The organism is Novosphingobium sp. 17-62-19 (genome assembly GCF_002256775.1).
Lineage (GTDB): Bacteria > Pseudomonadota > Alphaproteobacteria > Sphingomonadales > Sphingomonadaceae > Novosphingobium.
Genome location: NZ_NCII01000024.1, coordinates 15136 through 34098 on the forward strand (window position 1 = coordinate 15136; position 18963 = coordinate 34098).

The 18963-nt window shown below is 60.9% G+C and carries 19 protein-coding genes; 16 read left to right on the top strand and 3 right to left on the bottom strand.

Annotated features, from left to right (window positions below):
* Positions 1–2 precede the first annotated feature (2 nt).
* Positions 3–461, bottom strand: a complete 459-nt coding sequence (locus B7X90_RS06455) for an acetyl-CoA carboxylase biotin carboxyl carrier protein subunit (protein WP_292622802.1) — start codon at positions 459–461, stop codon at positions 3–5.
* A 6-nt stretch (positions 462–467) separates the two neighbouring features.
* A complete protein-coding gene (locus B7X90_RS06460) occupies positions 468–1685 on the bottom strand; it encodes a Tm-1-like ATP-binding domain-containing protein (protein WP_292622803.1) in 1218 nt (405 codons plus the stop codon).
* Between the two features lie 118 nt (positions 1686–1803).
* Here B7X90_RS06460 and B7X90_RS06465 point away from each other — a divergent pair, with 118 nt between their 5' ends.
* The 15 genes from B7X90_RS06465 (at position 1804) to B7X90_RS06535 (ending at position 16722) form a co-directional block, all read left to right on the top strand.
* Positions 1804–2079, top strand: coding sequence for a helix-turn-helix domain-containing protein (locus B7X90_RS06465; RefSeq protein ID WP_292622804.1), 276 nt, complete (start codon positions 1804–1806; stop codon positions 2077–2079).
* Positions 2076–2603 (top strand): IclR family transcriptional regulator C-terminal domain-containing protein, encoded by a 528-nt coding sequence (locus B7X90_RS06470; RefSeq protein WP_292622805.1) that lies wholly within the window; start codon positions 2076–2078, stop codon positions 2601–2603. The genes B7X90_RS06465 and B7X90_RS06470 overlap by 4 nt, the downstream gene beginning before the upstream one ends.
* Positions 2604–2688: 85 nt before the next feature.
* Positions 2689–3702, top strand: coding sequence for an NAD(P)-dependent alcohol dehydrogenase (locus B7X90_RS06475; RefSeq protein ID WP_292622806.1), 1014 nt, complete (start codon positions 2689–2691; stop codon positions 3700–3702).
* A gap of 56 nt (positions 3703–3758) precedes the next feature.
* On the top strand, positions 3759–4304 hold the full coding sequence (locus B7X90_RS06480) for a VOC family protein (RefSeq protein ID WP_292622807.1): 546 nt from the start codon (positions 3759–3761) through the stop codon (positions 4302–4304).
* A gap of 118 nt (positions 4305–4422) precedes the next feature.
* Positions 4423–5673 carry an MFS transporter gene (locus B7X90_RS06485; RefSeq protein WP_292622809.1) on the top strand — a complete coding sequence of 417 codons (1251 nt, stop codon included), beginning with the start codon at positions 4423–4425 and terminating at the stop codon, positions 5671–5673.
* Between the two features lie 25 nt (positions 5674–5698).
* Positions 5699–6637, top strand: coding sequence for a helix-turn-helix domain-containing protein (locus tag B7X90_RS06490; RefSeq protein ID WP_292622811.1), 939 nt, complete (start codon positions 5699–5701; stop codon positions 6635–6637).
* A gap of 160 nt (positions 6638–6797) precedes the next feature.
* Positions 6798–9302, top strand: coding sequence for a TonB-dependent receptor (locus tag B7X90_RS06495; protein WP_292622813.1), 2505 nt, complete (start codon positions 6798–6800; stop codon positions 9300–9302).
* Positions 9303–9371: 69 nt separating this feature from the next.
* On the top strand, positions 9372–9905 hold the full coding sequence (locus tag B7X90_RS06500) for a 2,4'-dihydroxyacetophenone dioxygenase family protein (protein WP_292622815.1): 534 nt from the start codon (positions 9372–9374) through the stop codon (positions 9903–9905).
* A gap of 13 nt (positions 9906–9918) precedes the next feature.
* The gene (locus tag B7X90_RS06505; protein ID WP_292622816.1) at positions 9919–10455 is read left to right on the top strand and encodes a 2,4'-dihydroxyacetophenone dioxygenase family protein; all 537 of its coding nucleotides are present in this window, start codon (positions 9919–9921) and stop codon (positions 10453–10455) included.
* Positions 10456–10471: 16 nt separating this feature from the next.
* Entirely contained in the window at positions 10472–10996 is a 525-nt protein-coding gene (locus B7X90_RS06510) for a 2,4'-dihydroxyacetophenone dioxygenase family protein (RefSeq protein ID WP_292622818.1), read from the top strand.
* A gap of 10 nt (positions 10997–11006) precedes the next feature.
* Entirely contained in the window at positions 11007–12089 is a 1083-nt protein-coding gene (locus B7X90_RS06515; protein WP_292622820.1) for an aromatic ring-hydroxylating dioxygenase subunit alpha, read from the top strand.
* Positions 12090–12105: 16 nt separating this feature from the next.
* A complete protein-coding gene (locus tag B7X90_RS06520; RefSeq protein ID WP_292622822.1) occupies positions 12106–12945 on the top strand; it encodes an SDR family NAD(P)-dependent oxidoreductase in 840 nt (279 codons plus the stop codon).
* A gap of 11 nt (positions 12946–12956) precedes the next feature.
* Positions 12957–13964, top strand: a complete 1008-nt coding sequence (locus B7X90_RS06525) for a zinc-binding dehydrogenase (protein WP_292622824.1) — start codon at positions 12957–12959, stop codon at positions 13962–13964.
* Positions 13965–14206: 242 nt separating this feature from the next.
* The gene (locus tag B7X90_RS06530; protein WP_292622830.1) at positions 14207–15526 is read left to right on the top strand and encodes an MFS transporter; all 1320 of its coding nucleotides are present in this window, start codon (positions 14207–14209) and stop codon (positions 15524–15526) included.
* 62 nt (positions 15527–15588) lie between these two features.
* Complete coding sequence (locus B7X90_RS06535; RefSeq protein WP_292622825.1) at positions 15589–16722, top strand: glycoside hydrolase family 68 protein; 1134 nt, start codon at positions 15589–15591, stop codon at positions 16720–16722.
* Positions 16723–16725: 3 nt separating this feature from the next.
* On the opposite strand, the gene B7X90_RS06540 is transcribed toward B7X90_RS06535, so the two are convergent.
* Positions 16726–17745 carry a LacI family DNA-binding transcriptional regulator gene (locus B7X90_RS06540; RefSeq protein WP_292622826.1) on the bottom strand — a complete coding sequence of 340 codons (1020 nt, stop codon included), beginning with the start codon at positions 17743–17745 and terminating at the stop codon, positions 16726–16728.
* 254 nt (positions 17746–17999) lie between these two features.
* Between B7X90_RS06540 and B7X90_RS06545 the strand changes: the two genes are divergently transcribed.
* Positions 18000–18963: TonB-dependent receptor plug domain-containing protein (locus tag B7X90_RS06545; RefSeq protein ID WP_292622827.1), on the top strand; the 964-nt coding region annotated here is incomplete at its 3' end.

Here is an 18963-nt window from a genome sequence, read left to right on the forward strand (position 1 = left end):
GGTTAGCTGCCTTCCGGCGTCAGCTTGATGAGCGCATCACCTTTGGCAACGAGTGTGCCATCGGTAACGAGCACTTCGGCAATCGTGCCGCTGCGCCCGGCGTGGACCGGATTCATCAGCTTCATCGTCTCGACAATGCCGATCACGGTTTCCGGGCCGACTTCATCACCGGGCTGGACAAATGGCGGAGCGCCGGGCTGGGGCGCGTGGTAGAACGTGCCGGGCAGCGGTGAGCAGATCGCCGAAGGATCGGCCTCGGCGACAGTGGCTGCTGCGGCCACGTCACCCGATGCGCCTGCCCATTGCCATTCCTGCGTCAAGCCGCTGTCTGCGCCAACACCTTTGGCCACGCGCAGGCGGAAGCGGCGGGTAGACAGATCAAGCTCGCTGTAGCCTGATTTGTCGAGGATTGCTGCGATTTCAGCGATATCTTCGTGAGTAAGAGGCAGATCATCGGTCATGGGGGATCAGTTCTTTGCGGCCAGCATTTCCCGTGCCGCGGCAGTCACCGCGTCGGAAAAGGCCTCGTCGTTGAAGTGGGCGTCGATGGTGGTGACGGGAACATTGTCCGGCATGACCGAAGCCAGATATTCGGCGAAGGGGCCGGGGACCGATAGGTCCTGCAGGTGCCCTTGCGCACTGTCATGGCTGGAAAACCCGCCGAGTGGGGTGAACACGCGGACCGGGCCTTTCGCCTCGCGCACGTTGGAGGCGAGGTGATCTGCGAGGCGCTTCAGGTCTTCGACTTTTGTGCGCACAGCGGTGAGCTGCGGGTTGTGCTCGTGATAGCGGCGACCGGGGAACTGGACTTCGGAAATGGCCAGCGGTCCTCCGATGATGAAATCGGCATTGCCGGGTGCGATGATCGTGGGGATGCCTTTGGCAAGGCCAGCCTTGCCGCGATCGGGGCCGGAATCGGCAAGCCCGCCGAACAGGTGATCGAGGATTTCAGTCTGCGACAGGTCGAGCACCAGCGCCACATCCTTGTCCTGAGCCAGTGCATCGAGCGTGGGGCCGCCTGCGCCCGAGGAGTGGAACACCATGACTTCGCAGCCATCGGATTCCAGCGACTGGCGGATGCGCTTCACGCTGGCCTCGGTGGTGCCGAGCGTGGTGATCAGGACCAGCGGTTTGGCGGGGCCTTTGTCTCGTTCATAGCCCTTGGCCATGCCCGCAACGGCATTGGCAGCGTTGCGGAAAACGTCGCGGCTGATGGTGTTGATGCCCGAAATGTCGGTCACCGCGTTCATCATCGCGATGTCTTTCACGCCCATGTAAGGCTTGGTGAAGCCGGAGGCCATTGTCGAGACGATCAGCTTGGGCAGGCCATAAGGGAAGCTTTGCATCAAGGCACCGGCGAGCGCAGAGCCCATCGAACCGCCGACCGCGAGGATGCCGGAGACTGGGGCCTTGGCGTCCCAGGCGTGGGCGGCGGCGATGGCGCCACGGATCATCGCGTCCTGGCATTTGCCTTCGTGGCCGAGCGCGCGGACCTGTTCGATGGTCATGCCAGCAGCTTGCGCAACCGTTTCGGGCGCGATCTCTGCGCCGCCGATAGTGCGGCGCACGCTGGGATCGAGGTGGACGACATCCACTCCTGCCGCTTCGAGCACGGCGCGGGTGAAGTGGGCTTCTTCTTCCTTGGTATCCTGCGTGCAGATGAACAGGACGCTTGGGTTCGTCATTTTGTGGTTATCCTCTCCGTCCCGCCATTGGTGCGACAGAGTAGTTGACAATGCACGGGGGTTTCGGGATTTTGCGTTCCACAAGGTGAAACACAGATTTTGCCAGGGGGATAATCGGATGCTGGAACGGCGGGTGAAAACCGTCCGCGCGCTGGAGCGCGGGCTGGATGTGCTGATCGAAGTGCAGACTAGAAAGGCAGCCAGCCTGCACGAGTTGCATCAGGCAACCGGGCTGCCCAAGGCGACATTGCTGCGGATGCTGGTGACGCTGGGGCAGAAGGGGCTGGTGTGGCAGAGGCTGGCCGATGGGGCCTATTTGCCGCATGTGGACCGGGTGGAGCGGGCGTTGGTTACGTCTACGGCCCATATGCCGAGATCGCCTCACCGCATATGAAGGCGCTGTCCACGCGGGTGGCATGGCCTTCGGTGCTGGCTGCGCCGCGACTCGATCATATGGAGATTCTCGAGACGAACAGTCCGCTGTTCAGGCTGGATTCCGCGATTCTGGGGCCGGTAGGCGTCAAGCTGTCCTATATCCATACGGCAACGGGGCGTGCCTATCTTGCGGCCTGCGGCGATGCGGAACGCGATTCGATCATCGATCGTTTGCGCCCGGCGAACCCGCAGGAGGGGAGCGAGGCTGAACTGCGGCAGATGCTGCAGACAGTTCGGCAGCGCGGTTACGCCACGCGTGATCCGCTGCTGCCATGGCCGGACCGGTCAAAGCAGATGATCCTGCGCGATGGTCGTCGGTCAATGGCGGTGCCGATCATGGTAAGCGGATCACCTATTGCCACGATCAATGTGACATGGCCGGGGCGGCGTGGAGCGGATGAAACGGTTGTCCAGCGGCATCTGGAAGCATTGAAAGCGACCGCGCGGGCTATTGGATCTGCATTGGAACAGAAGCCCAATTAAGTTTCATCTGGTGAAAACTGTTTGTCCCGCTGATTATCTCTTGGCGCTGAATCGGTGATGCTCCCGAAACAGGGAGAGAATGATAATGCGCCAGTGGCTGATTTCCGCAGGGTCTACTTCGCTTGACGATCTGAAGCTGGTTGAGGCCGCCGAGCCACAAGTTGGCCTGGGCGAAGTGGCGGTGCGGGTGCGGGCCTGTTCGCTGAACTTCCGGGACCAGATCATTCCGCTTGGTTTTTACATGGGCGGCGTGGTGCAGCAGGATACTGTGCCGCTGTCTGACGGAGCCGGTGAGGTTGTGGCGGTGGGCGAGGGCGTTACTTCGGTTGCCGTGGGTGACCGGGTGGCAGGCACCTTCTTTCAGGACTGGATGGACGGGCCGCCCAATCCCGCGATGGGCGTGGCGTTGGGTGCGCCGCCTGCGCCGGGGATGCTGCAGGACGTGGTCGTGCTGCCGGAGCGCGGCGTCGTGAAGCTGGCTGAGACGCTGGACTTTGTGGAGGCCGCGTGTCTGCCTTGCGCCGGGGTGACGGCGTGGAACGCGCTGATGGAGGGGCCTCGGCCAGTGAAGGCGGGTGATACCGTACTGGTGCTGGGCACCGGGGGCGTTTCGTTGCTGGCCTTGCAGATTGCCAAGGCGGCGGGCGCGACGGTGATTGCGACGTCTTCGTCTGATGAGAAGCTGGAGCGCGTGAAGGCGCTGGGGGCGGATCATGTGATCAATTATCGCACGACGCCCGAATGGGGTGCGGAGGCTGCGCGGATTGCCGGTGGGGGTGTGGATAAGGTTGTGGAAGTTGGTGGGGCGGGGACGCTCAAGCAGTCCATCGCTGCCGTAGGCTTTGCCGGTGAGATTGCGCTGATCGGCGTGTTGACGCGCGAGGGCGATACCAGCCCGCATGGACTGATGTTCAAAGGTGCGTCGATCCGGGGGATATTCGTGGGGTCAAAGGGCATGGCCCAAAGGCTCAACGCCTTCATCGATGCGCACGGGATCAAACCGGTGGTGGACCGCAGCTTTGCGATGGAGGGGTTGAAGGACGCCTTTGCCTATCAATCGTCCGCGGGGCTTTTCGGGAAAGTTGCGATCACGCTTTAGGCAGGTCGGTTTGGCGTCGCCGCACGATAGAGGCGGGGCGCGAGGAGAGGATGGGAATGGGGCAATTGCTTGGCTTTGGCCAGCCCTTTGGGGGCGTGATGCAGACGGCTTTCGTGGTGGAGGACGTGCGCGCTTCAATCGCACATTTTCAGCGCGATTGTGCGGCGGGTCCGTTCTTTCTGCTCGACCACTTTCTGGGGCCGGACCAGTTCTATCGTGGGGAGACTTCAACCGCCGATGTGACCATTGCGATGGGCTTTGTCGGGCATATGCAGATCGAACTGATCCAGCCGCTGGACGGCAATGCTTCAGTCTATCGCGAAACCATCGAGCAGCGCGGATACGGGTTCCACCACTTTGGAATTGCTTGCGAAGACGTGGATGCAGCCCTGCCGGACTATCTGGCGCGGGGCTATTCGCTGGCGTTCAAGGCGGCGGTGCCGACCGGGGGGAGCGTGGCCTATCTTGAGGGTGGCGATGCTGCGGCTCCCGGCTTTCTGGAGCTGATACCCGCCACGCCGGGGATGGATGCGCATTTTACGGCGATGTGGCGCGCTTCGTTGGACTGGGACGGTTCGGACCCGGTGCGGCCGTTTATCTGATCCATTGCGCGCTGGTCCCGGTTTGGGTGCGCGCCAATGCAAGAGAGGAGAGCAAAGGCGACCTAGAACGAAGGCAATGTCGGCAATGAACCGGCGAAGAGGATTTTGGGAGAAAGCGATGTTGGGCAAGGCGGAAAACAAGGCCGAAAAGGCGCGCGGCGGGGGGTACCAGATATGGGTAACTGCGCTGCTGAGCCTGAATTTCGGCATCCTGTTTTTTGACCGCAACGCGCTCAACTTCCTGATGCCGTTCGTTCAGCCGGATCTGCAACTGAGCAACACGCAGGTGGGCATGTTCAGCTCCGCGCTTTCGCTCACGTGGGCACTTTCCGGGCTGGCAGTGGGGCGGATTTCAGACAAGCTGGGATCGCGCAAGCCGGTGATCGTGGTGGCCACCGTGGCGTTCTGCCTTTGCTCGTTCATATCCGGTGCGGCGTCCTCGTTCCTGATGCTGTTGGGCGCGCGCCTGTTGATGGGTGCGGCAGAGGGCGGGGTGATGCCGGTCAGCCATTCGATGATCGTGGCCGAAGTGGCGCCTGAGCGGCGCGGGCTGGCGATGGGGGTGGCGCAGAATCTGGGATCGAACCTGCTGGGATCGGGCCTTGCACCGCTGCTGCTGGTGCCGGTGGCGGTGGCGGTCGGTTGGCGCACGGGGTTCTACCTTGCGGCGCTGCCCGGCCTGATAACGGCTGCGTTGATCTGGTTCACCCTGCGCGAACCGCCTGCTGAAGTGCATGACGACGCCGCGCCGACAGTTACGCTCCGTGAGGCGTTTCGGCATCGCAACGTGATCCTGTGCGCGATGATCTCGATCTTGCTCGTCTCCTACCTTGTGGTTTGCTGGGCGTTTATGCCGCTGTTCCTCACCAAGGCGCGCGGGTTTGACCCTGAAACGATGGGCTGGTTGATGGCGACGCTGGGGATTTCGGCGGGGCTGGGGAGCTTTGTGGTTCCGGCGATTTCGGACGCCATCGGACGACGCCCAGTGATGATCTTCTTTTCGTTTCTTGGCGTGATCCTGCCTTTGGCGGGGCTGTACTATCAGGGTTCGACGCTGACGCTGGCGGCGATTTTCTTCTTCGGGTGGGGGCTGAACGGCCTGTTCCCGATGTTCATGGCGACGATCCCGGCAGAGTCCGTCGATCCGCGCCTGACCGCGACGCTGACCGGCGTGGTCATGGGGACGGGCGAAGTGCTGGGTGGCGTGCTCGCGCCATTCATGGCGGGCGCGCTGGCCGACATCTACGGACTGGCTGCGCCGCTGTGGCTGATGCTGGTCTGCGCGGTGCTGGCAGGAATTTGCACATTGGGACTGATTGAATCCGCACCGCGCGTGGTTGCGCGGCGCGCCGCTCCGGCATTTGCCTGAGCTAAACGTCGACGGGAGAAGAACGATGACTGCGCTTCTCAAGTTTCATACAGGCGATGTCGCCCCGGCCGACCGGGCGCGATACTGGAATGAAGTTGCCGACCGCGTTTTTACCGGAACCTTCGTCAATGTGCCGGGGGAAGATTTTGCCGGGCGGATGCTGGCCTGGCGGGTGGGTCAGCTTGATATGATCCGCACGGATTCTACGCATTCAGGGGTGGGGCGTACGCCTTTGCCGCAGAACGAGGAGCGATTGATCCTTCATCTGCAATGCCGGGGCACCAGCGAACATGCGCAGAAGCGTGCGGAATGTGCGCTGCAACCCGGTGACTTTGTGCTGGCAAGTCCGCATGAGCCGTATTCCATCAAGCTTAGCGGCCATGAAATGCTGGTGGTGGAGTTTCCGCGTGCCCCACTGGTCGAGCGCTTTCCCGATGTGGACGATGCGCTGATGCAACGCATGTGCGGATCAACGCCGGGGGGGCGAGTGTTCCACGATTTCCTGCTTTCGCTGTGGCAGCATGGCGAGCGGGCGGGCGAAGATCCTGAATGGGAAACCGGCGTCAACGCGGTGTTCTATGACCTTGCGGCGATGGCCATGCGTGGAGCGCAGCGTCCGCAGGCGGTGATCGGCGAGGATGATCTGCGAGCACGGGTCACGACGATGGTGGCCGCGCATCTGGAAGACCCATCGTTGCGCACTGCTTCGATTGCCGATGCCTGCCGCATTTCCATGCGCACGGTGCAGAACGTTTTTGCGGCAATGGGCACGACGCCGACAGCTTATGTTCTGGAACAGCGGCTGAAGCGCGCGGCTGACCGCTTGGTTGCACGGCCTGACGCCAGCATTACCGAAATCGCGTTTGAGCTGGGCTTCAACGACAGCGCCTATTTCACGCGGTGCTTCCGCCAACAGTTCGGTGCAGCGCCGCGCGATTGGAGGCTGGGGCGCCGGACTGTGTAGTGAAAACAGAGATCTGCCGCGCAGCATTTGCGCGTCAGTCCTGATCAGCTTGCGCGCCAGTGCAAGCCACGATTTCCGTCAGCACGTATCACGCTGGCGAGATCTTGGGAGCCGCCTTGACAGGCAGTTCCGCCACCAAGACCAACAGGGAGAGAAAAGCATGAGAATGGCATCGATTTCCATTGCCGCAATGGCAGCGGCCATCGCCGTACCGGCATTCGCGCAGGACAACGCGCAGGCCGAGGAAAGCACTGGCGGCATTGCCCAGATCGTGGTGACCGCACAGAAGCGCGCTGAGAACGTGCAGGACGTGCCAATTGCTATTTCGGCCTTCAGCGCCGATGCATTGCAAGAGCGCGCCGTCGGCAGCGTGGCCTCGCTTTCCAACATTTCGCCGAACGTGACGCTTGACGCGGGCACACCGTTCTCGGGCTCGTCCGCCGTGCTTTCGGCCTATATTCGCGGCATTGGCGCGAACGATTTTGCCTTCAACATCGATCCGGGCGTGGGTGTGTATCTGGACGGCGTTTATCTTGCGCGGTCGGTTGGCGCGAACCAGGATCTGCCTGACGTTGAACGCATCGAAGTGCTCAAAGGGCCGCAGGGCACGCTGTTTGGTCGCAATACCATTGGCGGTGCCATTTCCATCGTGACGCACGATCCGGGTGATGAGTTCCGCTTCAAGGGCGATGTAACCACCGGCAGGTTCGGTCTGTTGCAGACCCGCGGCACAGTTGACCTGCCGCTGACGGACGGCCTTGCTGCATCGGTCAGTTTCTCGACCAAGAACCGCGACGGCTATGTGAAGCGGGTGGCGTTCCCCGGTGCTGAAAACTTCGATTCAACGCCGATCACAAACTACAAGGCCGCAGGTTACAACAACATCGGCTATGGCACGGAGGGTGGCGACAACAGCTGGAACCTGCGCGGCAAGCTGCGCTATGACAACAAGACCAACCTGCGCATCACGCTGTCGGGAGACTACAGCAATATCGACCAGTCGCAGTTGGCCAACACGCTGATCTCCACCACATCGGCCGTTTTTGCAGGAACCTACAACTGTGCAATCGAAGGTATCGTGGCTGACTCCTGCGGGGGCGGCCCTCCTTCGTTTGCCTACATCGGTGGCATTGGTGGTCTGAACAGCATTTTCGACAATCCCACCGTATTTGGGGTGAACGTGGATGCCGATCCGAACAACAACCGGTTGCCCTATGATAACCGGTTTGTTTCGGGCGATGTCGACGTATCCTATGCCAACGGTAACAACTATTCGAAGATGAAGTCCTATGGCGGTTCGGGCACGATCGAGTTCGATCTGTCCGACACGGTGATGATCAAGTCGATCACCGCCTATCGCGAGCTGCACTGGAATGCGGGCATGGACCTCGACAGTTCGCCGCTCAACTTCCTGCATACCAGCTTCACCATGAACCAGTACCAGTTCAGCCAGGAAGTTCAGCTGAACGGTTCGGCGATGGACAAGACGCTGAACTATGTGCTGGGCGCATACTTCTTCAAGGAAGCGGGCGACCTTCATGACTATGTGACCTTTGCCGAAGGTCTGTTGCAGGTTGACGGTCCGAACGACCTTTCGACCAAGAACTACGCGTTCTTCGGTCAGATCGACTATCGCCCCACGGAACAGTTCGGCATCACCATCGGTGGCCGTTACACCAAGGAAAACAAGACTTTCGAAGGCTTCCAGTCGGACGCCAACGGGCTGACCTACAAGATCCTCAATCAGGTTGGTGTGCCGGAGTGTGCTTCGATCAACCCGATTTCGGATGCCTGCCGCATTGCCGCGGGCTTCCCCAATCAGGGCGAACCGCTGCGGTATTACATTGCAGGAACCCAGCGCAAATCGTTCAGCGACTTTTCGCCCAAGATCGGTCTGCAATATCACCCGACCGACGACGTGATGCTCTATGGCAGCTGGTCGAAGGGGTACAAGACCGGTGGCTGGACCACGCGCCTGTCCAACCCGCTGCCTACTGCGCCTGACTTCGATGAAGAAAAGGCGACTACGTGGGAAGTGGGCGTAAAGTCCATGTTCCTCGACAATCGCCTGCAAATCAACGCTGCGGCGTTCCATACCGACTATAAGGGCATCCAGCTGAACTTCCAGCAGGGCGTCTCGCCGACCATTCAGAACGCAGGCGATGCACGGATCAAGGGCTTCGAAGTTGAGGTTGTTGCAGCCCCCACGGACGGCTTCCTGATCAACGCGTCGGTGGGCTATACCGATGCAACCTATACGGCGGTGCTGGCAGGGGCGCAGGTTGCAGCGAACCCGTTCCAGGCGGGCGTGTTCCCCGGCGCCGATCTGCCCAAGACGCCCAAGTGGAAGTTCAACGTCAGCCCGCGCTATGAACTGTCGGTGGGTGGTGATGCCAAGGTTGTGATCCTTGGCGACTGGACCCACACCACGTCGCTTTGGAACGATACCGAGCGCGCGTTCCTGTTGCAGCGTGGACCGACCGACATCGTCAACGGCAACATCAGCTACAAGTCAGGCAACCATTGGGATCTGACCGTGGGTGTCACCAACATCACCGACGAACGTTATCTGGTGACCGGCCAGGCGCAAATCACCGGTGGCCAGTTCTACGGCACCTACAGCCGCCCGCGTGAATGGTTTGCGCGGCTTGGCGTGGAATTCTGATCGAACACAGCGCGGGCGGGCTTGGACCGCTTCAGGCTCGCCCGCGTTCCAACATTTCGGAGAGAGACAATGCCTGAGGCAGCGCACGCGGAATTCTGGAGGGACATCAAGCCGGTAGACAAGGTGTTCCGCGAGGGCAGCTTGCCGGAAGTCTACCTTCCCAAGATTGCCGAGGGTGACGAACGGTACTGGGTGCCGATTTCGGAGACGGTGTTTTCGAAGCCGGTCTGGATCAGCCCAACAAAGAACATGTGGGCCGATGTCCTGATGAGCAAGACAGCCGGGCTGGTGAACCGCCATTACCATCCGCACCCGATCTGGGCCTACACCATCAGTGGCAAGTGGGCCTATCTCGAGCATGAATGGACCGCGACCGCTGGCGACTTTGTTTATGAGACGCCGGGCGAGAGCCACACGCTGGTCTGCTATGAACACGAAGACCCGATGAAAGTGTTCTTCGTCGTTTCCGGCCCGCTGATGTGGCTGGATGAAGAGGGCAATACTGTCGACCACTATGATGTGTTCGATTACATCAAGGCCGCGCGTGAGCATTACGACAAGGTCGGCATCGGTGCTGACTATGTTGATACGCTAATCCGTTGAGAGGATTTCCCAAATGACCGTGATGACCGCACCGCCATCGGACAAGGCCGAGATTGTCGATGTGCCCTTTGCGCACAAGGAACTGGTGGCTCGGCTCAGCCCTGGCGGACGCTATATCGATGCGCAGACCGATGTGGACAGCCCGTGGGTGCCGTTTGGTGAAAATGCGGCGATCAAGCATCTGGCGTTCGATGTACGGCAGAACCTCTATTCCAACATCCTGTGGGTGAAGGGGCCGGGCGTGATCGGCACGCATTTTCATCGCGGCACGATCACGATGGTCTGCCTTGAAGGCAGCGTCCGCTATCTGGAATATGATTGGGTGGCGACGCCGGGTGGATTGATCCTTGAGACGCCGGGCGAGAGCCACACGCTGGTCACCGATCATCCGCAGGGCTGCAAACTGTTCGGTTGGATGCAGGGACCGATCGAATTCTACGATTCCAACGCGGTGCTGGTCGATACCACCGACGTATGGTGGTTCATCAACCACTACGAGACGCACTGCCGCGAGAACGGCATCGCCATCAACCCCAAGCTCTATCTCTGAGGCACACATGGCCAGCATGACTGCACCGCCTTCCGGCGCTTACAAGATCGTCGACGTTCCCGAACTCTACGGCGATTTGATCCGCGCCAAGGGCGTGGAGGGCACCTATGTCGGCTTGTCCGAAGTAGAAAGTCCGTGGGTGCCGTTTGGCGACAATGCCGCGATCCGGCATCTTGCGTTTGACGTGCGCGAGAATGTTTATGTCAACGTGCTGTGGATCAAAGGGCCGGGCGTGATCGGCACGCACAAGCACCGGGGCAAGGTGTGGGCCGTGGGGCTGGAAGGTTCGTTCCGCTATCTGGAATACGATTGGGTTTGTCGGGCCGGGGACTTCATCACCGAAACGCCGGGCACCGCGCACACGCTGGTTACCGACGATCCCAATGGGATGAAAGCGCTGTTCCACATGCAAGGGGCCAACGAGTTCTTCGATGAACATGGCAACCATGTGGAAACGCTCGACGTGTGGTGGTTCATGAATCACTACGAGAGCTACTGCAAGGAGCATGGCATCGCGATCAACCCTGCGCTCTATCTGTAGAGGCGCGGGCGTGAGCGGGGAGAAGATGCCGGTGTCGAAGCTCTCCGCCCAGCCGGAGGGCACGTATCTGCGCAACACTTGGTATGTTGCCGGGTGGGCTGGCGATCTGGGTGAAGCGCCGCAGCAGCGGACGTTCCTAGAAGAACCCGTGGCGTTGTTCCGTGATGGGGACGGCGTGGCACAGGCGGTAAGTGGGCGCTGCCCGCACCGGTTTGCGCCGTTGGGGCACGGCAGCGTGGTTGAGGGTGCGCTGATGTGTCCCTACCACGGGCTGCGGTTCGATGGCGGTGGGCGGTGCGTCCACAATCCGCACCCCGGCGGCCAGCTTCCCGACGTGCAGTTGCGGGTCTATCCGCTGGTTGAACGGCACGCGCTGTTGTGGATATGGATGGGCGAGGCAGAGAAGGCTGATGCCGAGCTGATCCCGGACTTCTCGTGGCTTTCCGACCTGAAGTGGGAAGCGGTGCGCGGGGCAACTGTGGCAGAGGGGCACTTCGAGCTTTACAGCGACAACATCCTCGATCTGAGCCACGCCAATTTCGTCCACCCAGCGCTTGTGGCGAGCGCCTTTACCGAGGGCGAGCGCAAGTTCTGGCAGGATGGCGAGAACGTCTTTGCCGAATACGTGCGGCTGAACGATCTCCTTTCCGTGGGCATTTCTGCGGTGATGGGCACCGAGGGGCGGCCGCAGGACTTCTACGGCATGGTCAAATGGCACGCGCCCGCGGTTCTCTATTTCGATTTCCGTGCTGGTGAGCCGGGCACACCACGCGAGGATTGTACGCTACTCCCATCGCTCCATGCCTTCACGCCCGAAACGCCGGATACCACGCACTATTTTTGGGCAACTGCGCGGGACTACAAGTTGGGCGATGCCGCGTTCACTGCTGCGATGCGCGGGGCGTTGGAGTTTGCGTTTGAACAGGAGGACATGCCGATCATTCGCGACAGCCACCGGTTGATGCGGGGGAAGGACTTCTGGGACCTGCGGCCACTGATCCTTGGCGGGGACGGTGGTGGGGTCCGCGCACGACGGATGTTGCAAAGGCTGATCGAGCGCGAACAGCAGCAGGACGCTATCGTAAAACCATAACGAATAGAGGATGCAAATGGGAACGCTGGACAGGTTCGATATCAAAGGGCGCTCTGCGCTCGTAACAGGTGCAGCATCGGGCATCGGCCTGGCTTATGCCGCAGCGATGGCTGAGGCGGGCGCAGCGGTGACGCTGGCCGATATCGACGCCGAAGGAGCCGAGCGCGAGGCCGCGAGGCTGCGCAGTGAAGGCTACGAAGTTCGGGCAGACACAATCGACGTAGCTGATTGGGATCAGGTGGTGGCAGCGTTTGACGCCCACGCGAAGGCCTATGGTGGGCTGGACATCTGTTTTGCCAATGTGGGGATCGATACCGGCGCGGGGTTCTGGAACCCGGCGGGACATCGCAATCCCGATGGGCAGGTCGATACCTATGACCACAAACGCTGGGAACGTTCGATCCAGGTGAATCTCAACGGCGTGTTCCATACCGTGAGCAACGCGGTGCGGATCATGAAGCAGGATGGGCGCTCCAACGGACGCACCGGAGGGTCGATCATTGCCACGGCGTCAAATGCGGGGCTGGTGACCGAGCCGATTGTCGGTCTGCCCTATATGCCTGCAAAAGCCGGCGTTCTGCACATGGTCCGCGCGCTGGGGCTTGAACTGGCGGAGTTCGGTATCCGCATCAATGCGATTGCGCCGGGACCGTTCGTGACCAACATCGGCGGTGGCTGGCTCAAGAAGGACCCGGTCGCGCGCGCGGCATGGGACGCGATCGTGCCCTTGGGGCAGGTGGCCGAAACCGAACAGCTGAAGCCGTTGGCCCTGATGCTGGCGTCTGACGCATCGGATTACATGACCGGCAGCCATGTGGTGATCGATGGCGGCATGATGCTTGGCAAGTACAAGTAGGAGTATCAGTCATGCGCGCCGCCGTGATGCAGGGCCTGCACAAGCCGCTTGCCATCGAAACCATCGATGACCCGACGCCGGGAGCGGGCGATGTGGTGGTCAAGGTGGGCCGCTGCGGCATTTGTGGATCGGATCTGCACATGACCGAAGACCCTGCTTATGGTCAGGGCGCGGGGTCGGTGCTGGGCCACGAATTTGCCGGCGAAATCGTGGCGCTGGGCAAAGGCGTTGAGGGCTTGCGCGCAGGGGATCTCGTCTCGGTCATCCCGCTGAAGAGTTGTGGGCAGTGCCATGCCTGCCGCACTGGCGCTGTGCAGTGGTGTGATAGCTTCGGGTTGCAAGGCGGAGGCTACGCCGAATATGCACTGACCCGGCCCAACCAATGCGTGCGGCTGCCCGCCAGTGCCAGCCTTGCCGATGGCGCAATTGTGGAACCGCTGGCAGTGGCGCTGCATGGTGTTGCGCTCAGTCGCATGACGATTGGTGACAGGGTGCTGGTGCTGGGGGCAGGGCCGATTGGCCTGGCAGTGGCGTTCTGGGCACGGCGTTTTGGGGCTGGCCGCGTGGTGGTGCAGGACTTGGCCGCATGGCAGCGAGACCGTGCCTTGCAGATGGGGGCGCACGATTTTGTGGTCGATGCCGCCGATCCGGTGGGCAGCGCAGAGCGCGCAATAGGCGGCAAGGCGGACATCGTGTTCGAATGCGTAGGCGCGCCGGGGCTGATCGCGCAGGCGGTCGATCAGGTGCGCAACGATGGCAGCATCGTGCTGCTGGGCCTGTGTACCCGGCCTGATACCTTCAATAGCTTTGCCATGCTGTCAAAGCAGGTGAGGCTGATAACGTCCGCCTTCTTTACGCGGCAGGAGTACGAGGCTGCGCTCGATGCACTGGATCGCGGGGCCGTGGAGCCGCGCTTGCTGGTGACCGACACAATCGGGTTGGGAGCGACGCCCGACATTTTCGAGAGCCTGCGCAAACGCACCCATCAGTGCAAGGTGCTGATCGATCCTTCGATTTGAAAGTCTGAACTCGTATCGATGTCGCTCTTGCGCACATTTATGCAATCGATTGTTGTCATATGCAGATCGCTGTGGCATGACAATCGCAACGCTGATGCTGCCAACACAGGCAGTGCGGCTTTCGGGAGAGTCGATCGGTGCAGGCCAGCAATAGCTACGAAAGTGACGGTGCCGCCGTATCATTGTCAGGCCCAGTGGCCACGCCGATGCGCCCGCATCTCCCGCTCTCGCGCATTCTTGAAATGAACCTCGGCTTCCTTGGCCTGCAATTCAGCTTCGGATTGCAGCAAGGCAATATGGGGCCAATCTACAGCTATCTGGGGGCAGATGAATCGCAACTGCCGATGCTGCAATTGGCAGGGCCAATCACCGGCCTGCTGGTGCAACCGATCATCGGCGCATTGAGCGACCGGACGTTGAGCCGCTGGGGACGCCGCACGCCCTATTTCCTGATTGGTGCCGTCCTGTGTTGTCTTGGCCTGTTCTTCATGCCGCTTTCCAGTTCGATCCTGATGGCAGTTTCGCTGCTGTGGATTTTGGATGCGGGCAACAATATCACCATGGAGCCTTACCGCGCCTATGTTTCGGACCGATTGAACCCGGACCAGCGGCAGGCGGGATTCCTTTCGCAAAGCGCGTTTACCGGCCTTGCCCAGATGCTGGCGTTCCTTACGCCTTCGTTGCTCGTTGGCTTCGGGATGAGCCGGGACTGGGTGGACGATCATGGCATTCCCTACACCGTGCGCGTGGTATTCATGATCGGAGCGGTGCTTTCGCTGGCAACGATCCTGTGGTCGGTGCTGCGGGTGCCGGAACTGCCGCTGACACCGCAGGAGCGCGATCACATCGCAGCGCAACCAAAGGGCGCGTGGGCTACATTGCGCGAGATCGGCGATGCAATTGTCGAGATGCCGGTGGCGATGCGCAAGTTGGGGTTGATGAGCCTGTTCCAGTGGGTCGGCATGTCGGGCTACTGGACTTATGCCGTCTATTCGATGAGCCGGACCGTCTATGGCACGGCAGACGTTCATAGTGGCGCGTTCCGTGAAGCTGTGCTGACCAATGGCGAAGTTGCGGCGTTCTACAACGCGATTGCGTTTGTAACCGCCTTTGCAATGGTCCCGCTGGTCCGGCGGATCGGGCCGGGGCCACTCCATGCATTGTGCCTGTTTGCAGGTGGGGCGGGCATGTTCGTGCTTCCCGGCATCACCGACAAGGCCCTGCTCTTCCTGCCCGCTGTGGGCATCGGTCTGGCATGGGGGAGCATCATGGGGAACCCCTATGCGATCCTCAGCAACGCAATTCCGCCGCAGCGTACGGGCGTTTACATGGGGATATTCAACATGATGATCGTGATCCCGATGCTGATTTTTGCCGTGGTGATGAGCCGGCTTGATCTGGGCTTCGTGTCGATCGGGTTTGATGGATACAAGCTGATGCTTGGCAACGATCCACGCAACATGTTGATGTTCAGCGGCGTGTGCCTAGTGTTTGGCGGGCTATCGGTGCTGTGGGTGCGCGAAGGCCGGGTGGGCGCGATACCACGGGCGCAAGCGGCATGACCCCGTCAACCTGACTGCGCGATTGGCGCCGCCCAACTACCTGCTGTTTCGGAAAGTCTGCAATGCCTGAGTTGACCATACCAGTTCAATCGATTGCTCCCTTCGGCGCAAGCCGCTGGGAGCCTACGGGATACGCCGACGTGCCGCCGATTCCGCTGATTGGTCAGCGTGAAGTCGATCGCCTGTTTGACGATCTCGATCTGTGGGATTGCTGGCCGCTGGCGCACGAGGATGGGCACACAGTTTCTCATATGGGGCGCAATTGGTGGTTCTTCCTTTCGGCCCCGGTCTTTGCCGATCCGGTAGAGCGGCACGGCCACGCGCGCATCCGCCTGCTTTCGCGGGGTGAAGATGGCTGGCGCGATCATGGCAATGCCTTTGCCGATGGCTTCACCCCGGGCAGCCGCGAATGGGCGGGGTGCTGCGTGCTGATGGACGATGGAGAAACAGTGCAGCATTTCTTCACCGCTGCTGGTCGCCGGGGTGAGCCTGTCGCAACGTTCGAACAACGCATCTACGTTAGCGTGGGTCGATTGACGCCGGACGGTCCGGCGGCATGGCAGACTCCGCAAGAGATCTTTGTGGCAGACGGCATCCGCTATGTTCTCGACCGGCAGGACAAGGGTGCGCCGGGGCTGATCAAGGGTTTCCGCGACCCTGCCTGGTTGCGCGATCCTGCTACAGGCAAGGCGCATCTGCTTTTCACCGGCAGCGCGGGTTGGGACGATGGGGGCTTCAACGGCGTGATTGGGATGGCGACGCTGGAAGCCGATGGGTGGGTGCTGAACGATCCGCTGATCGAGGCTGTGGGCATCAACAATGAACTGGAGAGACCACACGTAATCGCGCGTGACGGGCGCTACTACCTGTTCTGGTCAACACAGACGCACACTTTTGCGCCCGATGCAGTTGCCGGGCCAAATGGCTTGTACGGCGCGGTTGCAGAAAGCCTATCCGGCCCTTGGCGTTTGATTAATACCGGGGGGCTGGTAGCCGCCAATCCCGAAACCGAGCCAAAGCAATCTTACAGTTGGTGGGTGACAGGCGAGGGCGAGGTGTGGAGCTTCGTTGACTACTGGGGAATGGCAGGGCGGTCGCTTGCCGATCATCCCGAATTGCTGCGCAGCAATTTCGGCGGCACGCCAGCGCCACGATTTCAGCTTGTGTTTGATGGCAACGCCGTAACAGTCGGTTGAAGATCAGGCGCTTTCGCGCAGGACCAGTTCGGGCTGCATGACGATGGAGGGTGCGTCCTCTCCTGCAAGGCGGCGGCGCAAGGCATCAACCATCGCGCGAGCGCCCGCCGCAATATCCTGCCGCACGGTCGTCAATTGTGGGACCATGCGCTGCGACAACGGCAGATCATCAAACCCGGTTACGGCTACGCGATCCGGCACGGCAATGCCGCGTTCGTGAAGCAGCCGGATCGTTGTCATTGCTATGATGTCCGACGCGCAGACAATCCCGTCCACAGCCTCGCCGATTTCGTCCAGATGCGCGGCGATCTGGCTGGCCATTTCATCGCTGGCAAGATGCGTGGGAAAAGCACGCAATGTTGCCCCGGGCGCAGTGGCGAGCGCCTGTTCCGCCCCGGCAAGGCGATCGGCAATTTCAGGCCCCTTGGTATCGCCAAAAAAAGCGAGGCGTCTGGCACCGCGTTCCAGCAAACGCTTTGCGGCAAGGCGTCCGCCTGCTGCGTTGTCCACGCCGACGGTGCATTGCACTTGCCCTTCGCGATGACTGCCCCAGACAACCAGCGGCTTGTAGTATTGCGCCACGCGTTCGATTGCTTCGGTCTGGTTTGATTGCCCGATCACCAACGCGCCATCGAGCATCCCGGAATCGACGATCCGGTCGAGCCACTCATCATCACCGGGGATCACGCGCGAGAGCATGAGATCGTGGCCGCTCTCGGTAAGCTCATCAGCCAGATAACCGAACAGCGTCATGAAGAACGGGTCGGAAATGTGCTGGCGCCGTTCGTGCCCCAGCGGGATGACGACGCCGATCACGCCTGTCTGCTGTGTGCGCAACCGGCGCGCCATCTGGTTGGGCCGAAAGCCGTGTTCGCGGGCCAGGGCCTGAATGCGTTCGCGCGTTTCCTTGTTGACCAGCGATTTGTCGGCAAGGGCGCGCGATACAGTGCCCGCAGAAACGCCCGCCATGCGCGCGAGTTCTGCGATGTTTTTGATCCTAGCCGGTTTTGTGCCGTCGTTCATCGAACCTGATTTTCCTGCGCAGCGATATACGTGCGCCCAGCGCACCCCACGTCCCGGCCATGGTGATGCGTTGCAAATCACGCGCATGTCAACCTGAATGGGGGAGTTCCTATCCAGTGCTGTCGTAGTTTTGACACGCAAATGACGTAGAATGCAATCGATTGCGATTTTTGTTGCAAACGATTGTTGTAGTGTTTATCCGACGATTGATTGATTCCTGCGGAACATGCAGGAGCTTCTTGGTGGGAGGATTTATGAAGCTGTCTCCATTCTATGGCTGTGCCTCGGCTGCTGCGCTTGCCAGTGCCCTGATTGCTGTGCCTGCGGTTGCGCAAAATGCCGCGCAAGCTGATGCTGCCGAAGCCGTCCCTGAATCGGTCGGGCTTGACGCAATCGTTGTAACGGCATCGGGCCGTGACAAGACGCAGCTCAATTCAGCCGTCTCCGTCAGCTCGATCTCGGCCGACACGATCCTTGCCATACGCCCGACTTCAGAAGCCGAAGTTTTCCGCGCGATTCCGGGCATCCAGGTGGCTGGTACGGCGGGCCCGGGTGGTAACTCGAACATCGCAGTGCGCGGCCTTCCTGTGGCCACGGGCGGTTCGCCGTTCGTACAGATCCAGGAAGATGGTTTGCCGACCGTTCTGTTCGGCGACATCCAGTTCGGCAACAACGATTACTGGACCCGGTTTGATGCCTCGGTGGCCAATGTCGAAGGCGTCCGTGGTGGTTCGGCGGGCACATTTGCATCGCAGGCGCCGGGCGCGGTCATCAACTACATCAGCCACACCGGCAAGCAGGAAGGCGGCTACATCTCGATCAATCGCGGCCTCGGCTATGACGAGACGCGCGCCGATTTCCGCTATGGCGGCCCGATCAGCGATACGCTGTATTTCCACGTCGGCGGCTATGTGAAGAATGGCCGTGGCCCGTTGAAGGCGGATTACACGCTTTCGGATTCCTTCCAGATCAAAGGCAGCCTGACCAAGGAATTTGGCGAAGGTCGCGGCTATTTCCGCATGTTGGTCAAAGTGGCCGATACCCAGGAGCCGAACTACACCGGCGCGCCCGCTCTAGCCACGATCAATGGCAAGCAGGTCACCAACATTCGCCCCTATCCGGCCCAGTCGGCCCCAAGCTGCGATTTTGGCCAAGTCGGAGAACGTTTTGGGAACGTGGCATTCGGTATTGACGATGGAAATCATAGAAGAGGACAGT

Excerpts from the sequence above, each read along its gene's own strand:
- B7X90_RS06505 (WP_292622816.1), top strand. The coding sequence starts at position 9,919 with ATGACCGTGATGACCGCACCGCCATCGGACAAGGCCGAGATTGTCGAT.
- B7X90_RS06510 (WP_292622818.1), top strand. The coding sequence starts at position 10,472 with ATGACTGCACCGCCTTCCGGCGCTTACAAGATCGTCGACGTTCCCGAA.
- B7X90_RS06525 (WP_292622824.1), top strand. The coding sequence starts at position 12,957 with ATGCGCGCCGCCGTGATGCAGGGCCTGCACAAGCCGCTTGCCATCGAA.
- B7X90_RS06520 (WP_292622822.1), top strand. The coding sequence starts at position 12,106 with ATGGGAACGCTGGACAGGTTCGATATCAAAGGGCGCTCTGCGCTCGTA.
- B7X90_RS06535 (WP_292622825.1), top strand. The coding sequence starts at position 15,589 with ATGCCTGAGTTGACCATACCAGTTCAATCGATTGCTCCCTTCGGCGCA.
- B7X90_RS06495 (WP_292622813.1), top strand. The coding sequence starts at position 6,798 with ATGAGAATGGCATCGATTTCCATTGCCGCAATGGCAGCGGCCATCGCC.
- B7X90_RS06470 (WP_292622805.1), top strand. The coding sequence starts at position 2,076 with ATGAAGGCGCTGTCCACGCGGGTGGCATGGCCTTCGGTGCTGGCTGCG.
- B7X90_RS06465 (WP_292622804.1), top strand. The coding sequence starts at position 1,804 with ATGCTGGAACGGCGGGTGAAAACCGTCCGCGCGCTGGAGCGCGGGCTG.
- B7X90_RS06530 (WP_292622830.1), top strand. The coding sequence starts at position 14,207 with ATGAACCTCGGCTTCCTTGGCCTGCAATTCAGCTTCGGATTGCAGCAA.
- B7X90_RS06460 (WP_292622803.1), bottom strand. The coding sequence starts at position 1,685 with ATGACGAACCCAAGCGTCCTGTTCATCTGCACGCAGGATACCAAGGAA.
- B7X90_RS06475 (WP_292622806.1), top strand. The coding sequence starts at position 2,689 with ATGCGCCAGTGGCTGATTTCCGCAGGGTCTACTTCGCTTGACGATCTG.
- B7X90_RS06540 (WP_292622826.1), bottom strand. The coding sequence starts at position 17,745 with ATGAACGACGGCACAAAACCGGCTAGGATCAAAAACATCGCAGAACTC.
- B7X90_RS06485 (WP_292622809.1), top strand. The coding sequence starts at position 4,423 with ATGTTGGGCAAGGCGGAAAACAAGGCCGAAAAGGCGCGCGGCGGGGGG.
- B7X90_RS06480 (WP_292622807.1), top strand. The coding sequence starts at position 3,759 with ATGGGGCAATTGCTTGGCTTTGGCCAGCCCTTTGGGGGCGTGATGCAG.
- B7X90_RS06455 (WP_292622802.1), bottom strand. The coding sequence starts at position 461 with ATGACCGATGATCTGCCTCTTACTCACGAAGATATCGCTGAAATCGCA.
- B7X90_RS06500 (WP_292622815.1), top strand. The coding sequence starts at position 9,372 with ATGCCTGAGGCAGCGCACGCGGAATTCTGGAGGGACATCAAGCCGGTA.
- B7X90_RS06490 (WP_292622811.1), top strand. The coding sequence starts at position 5,699 with ATGACTGCGCTTCTCAAGTTTCATACAGGCGATGTCGCCCCGGCCGAC.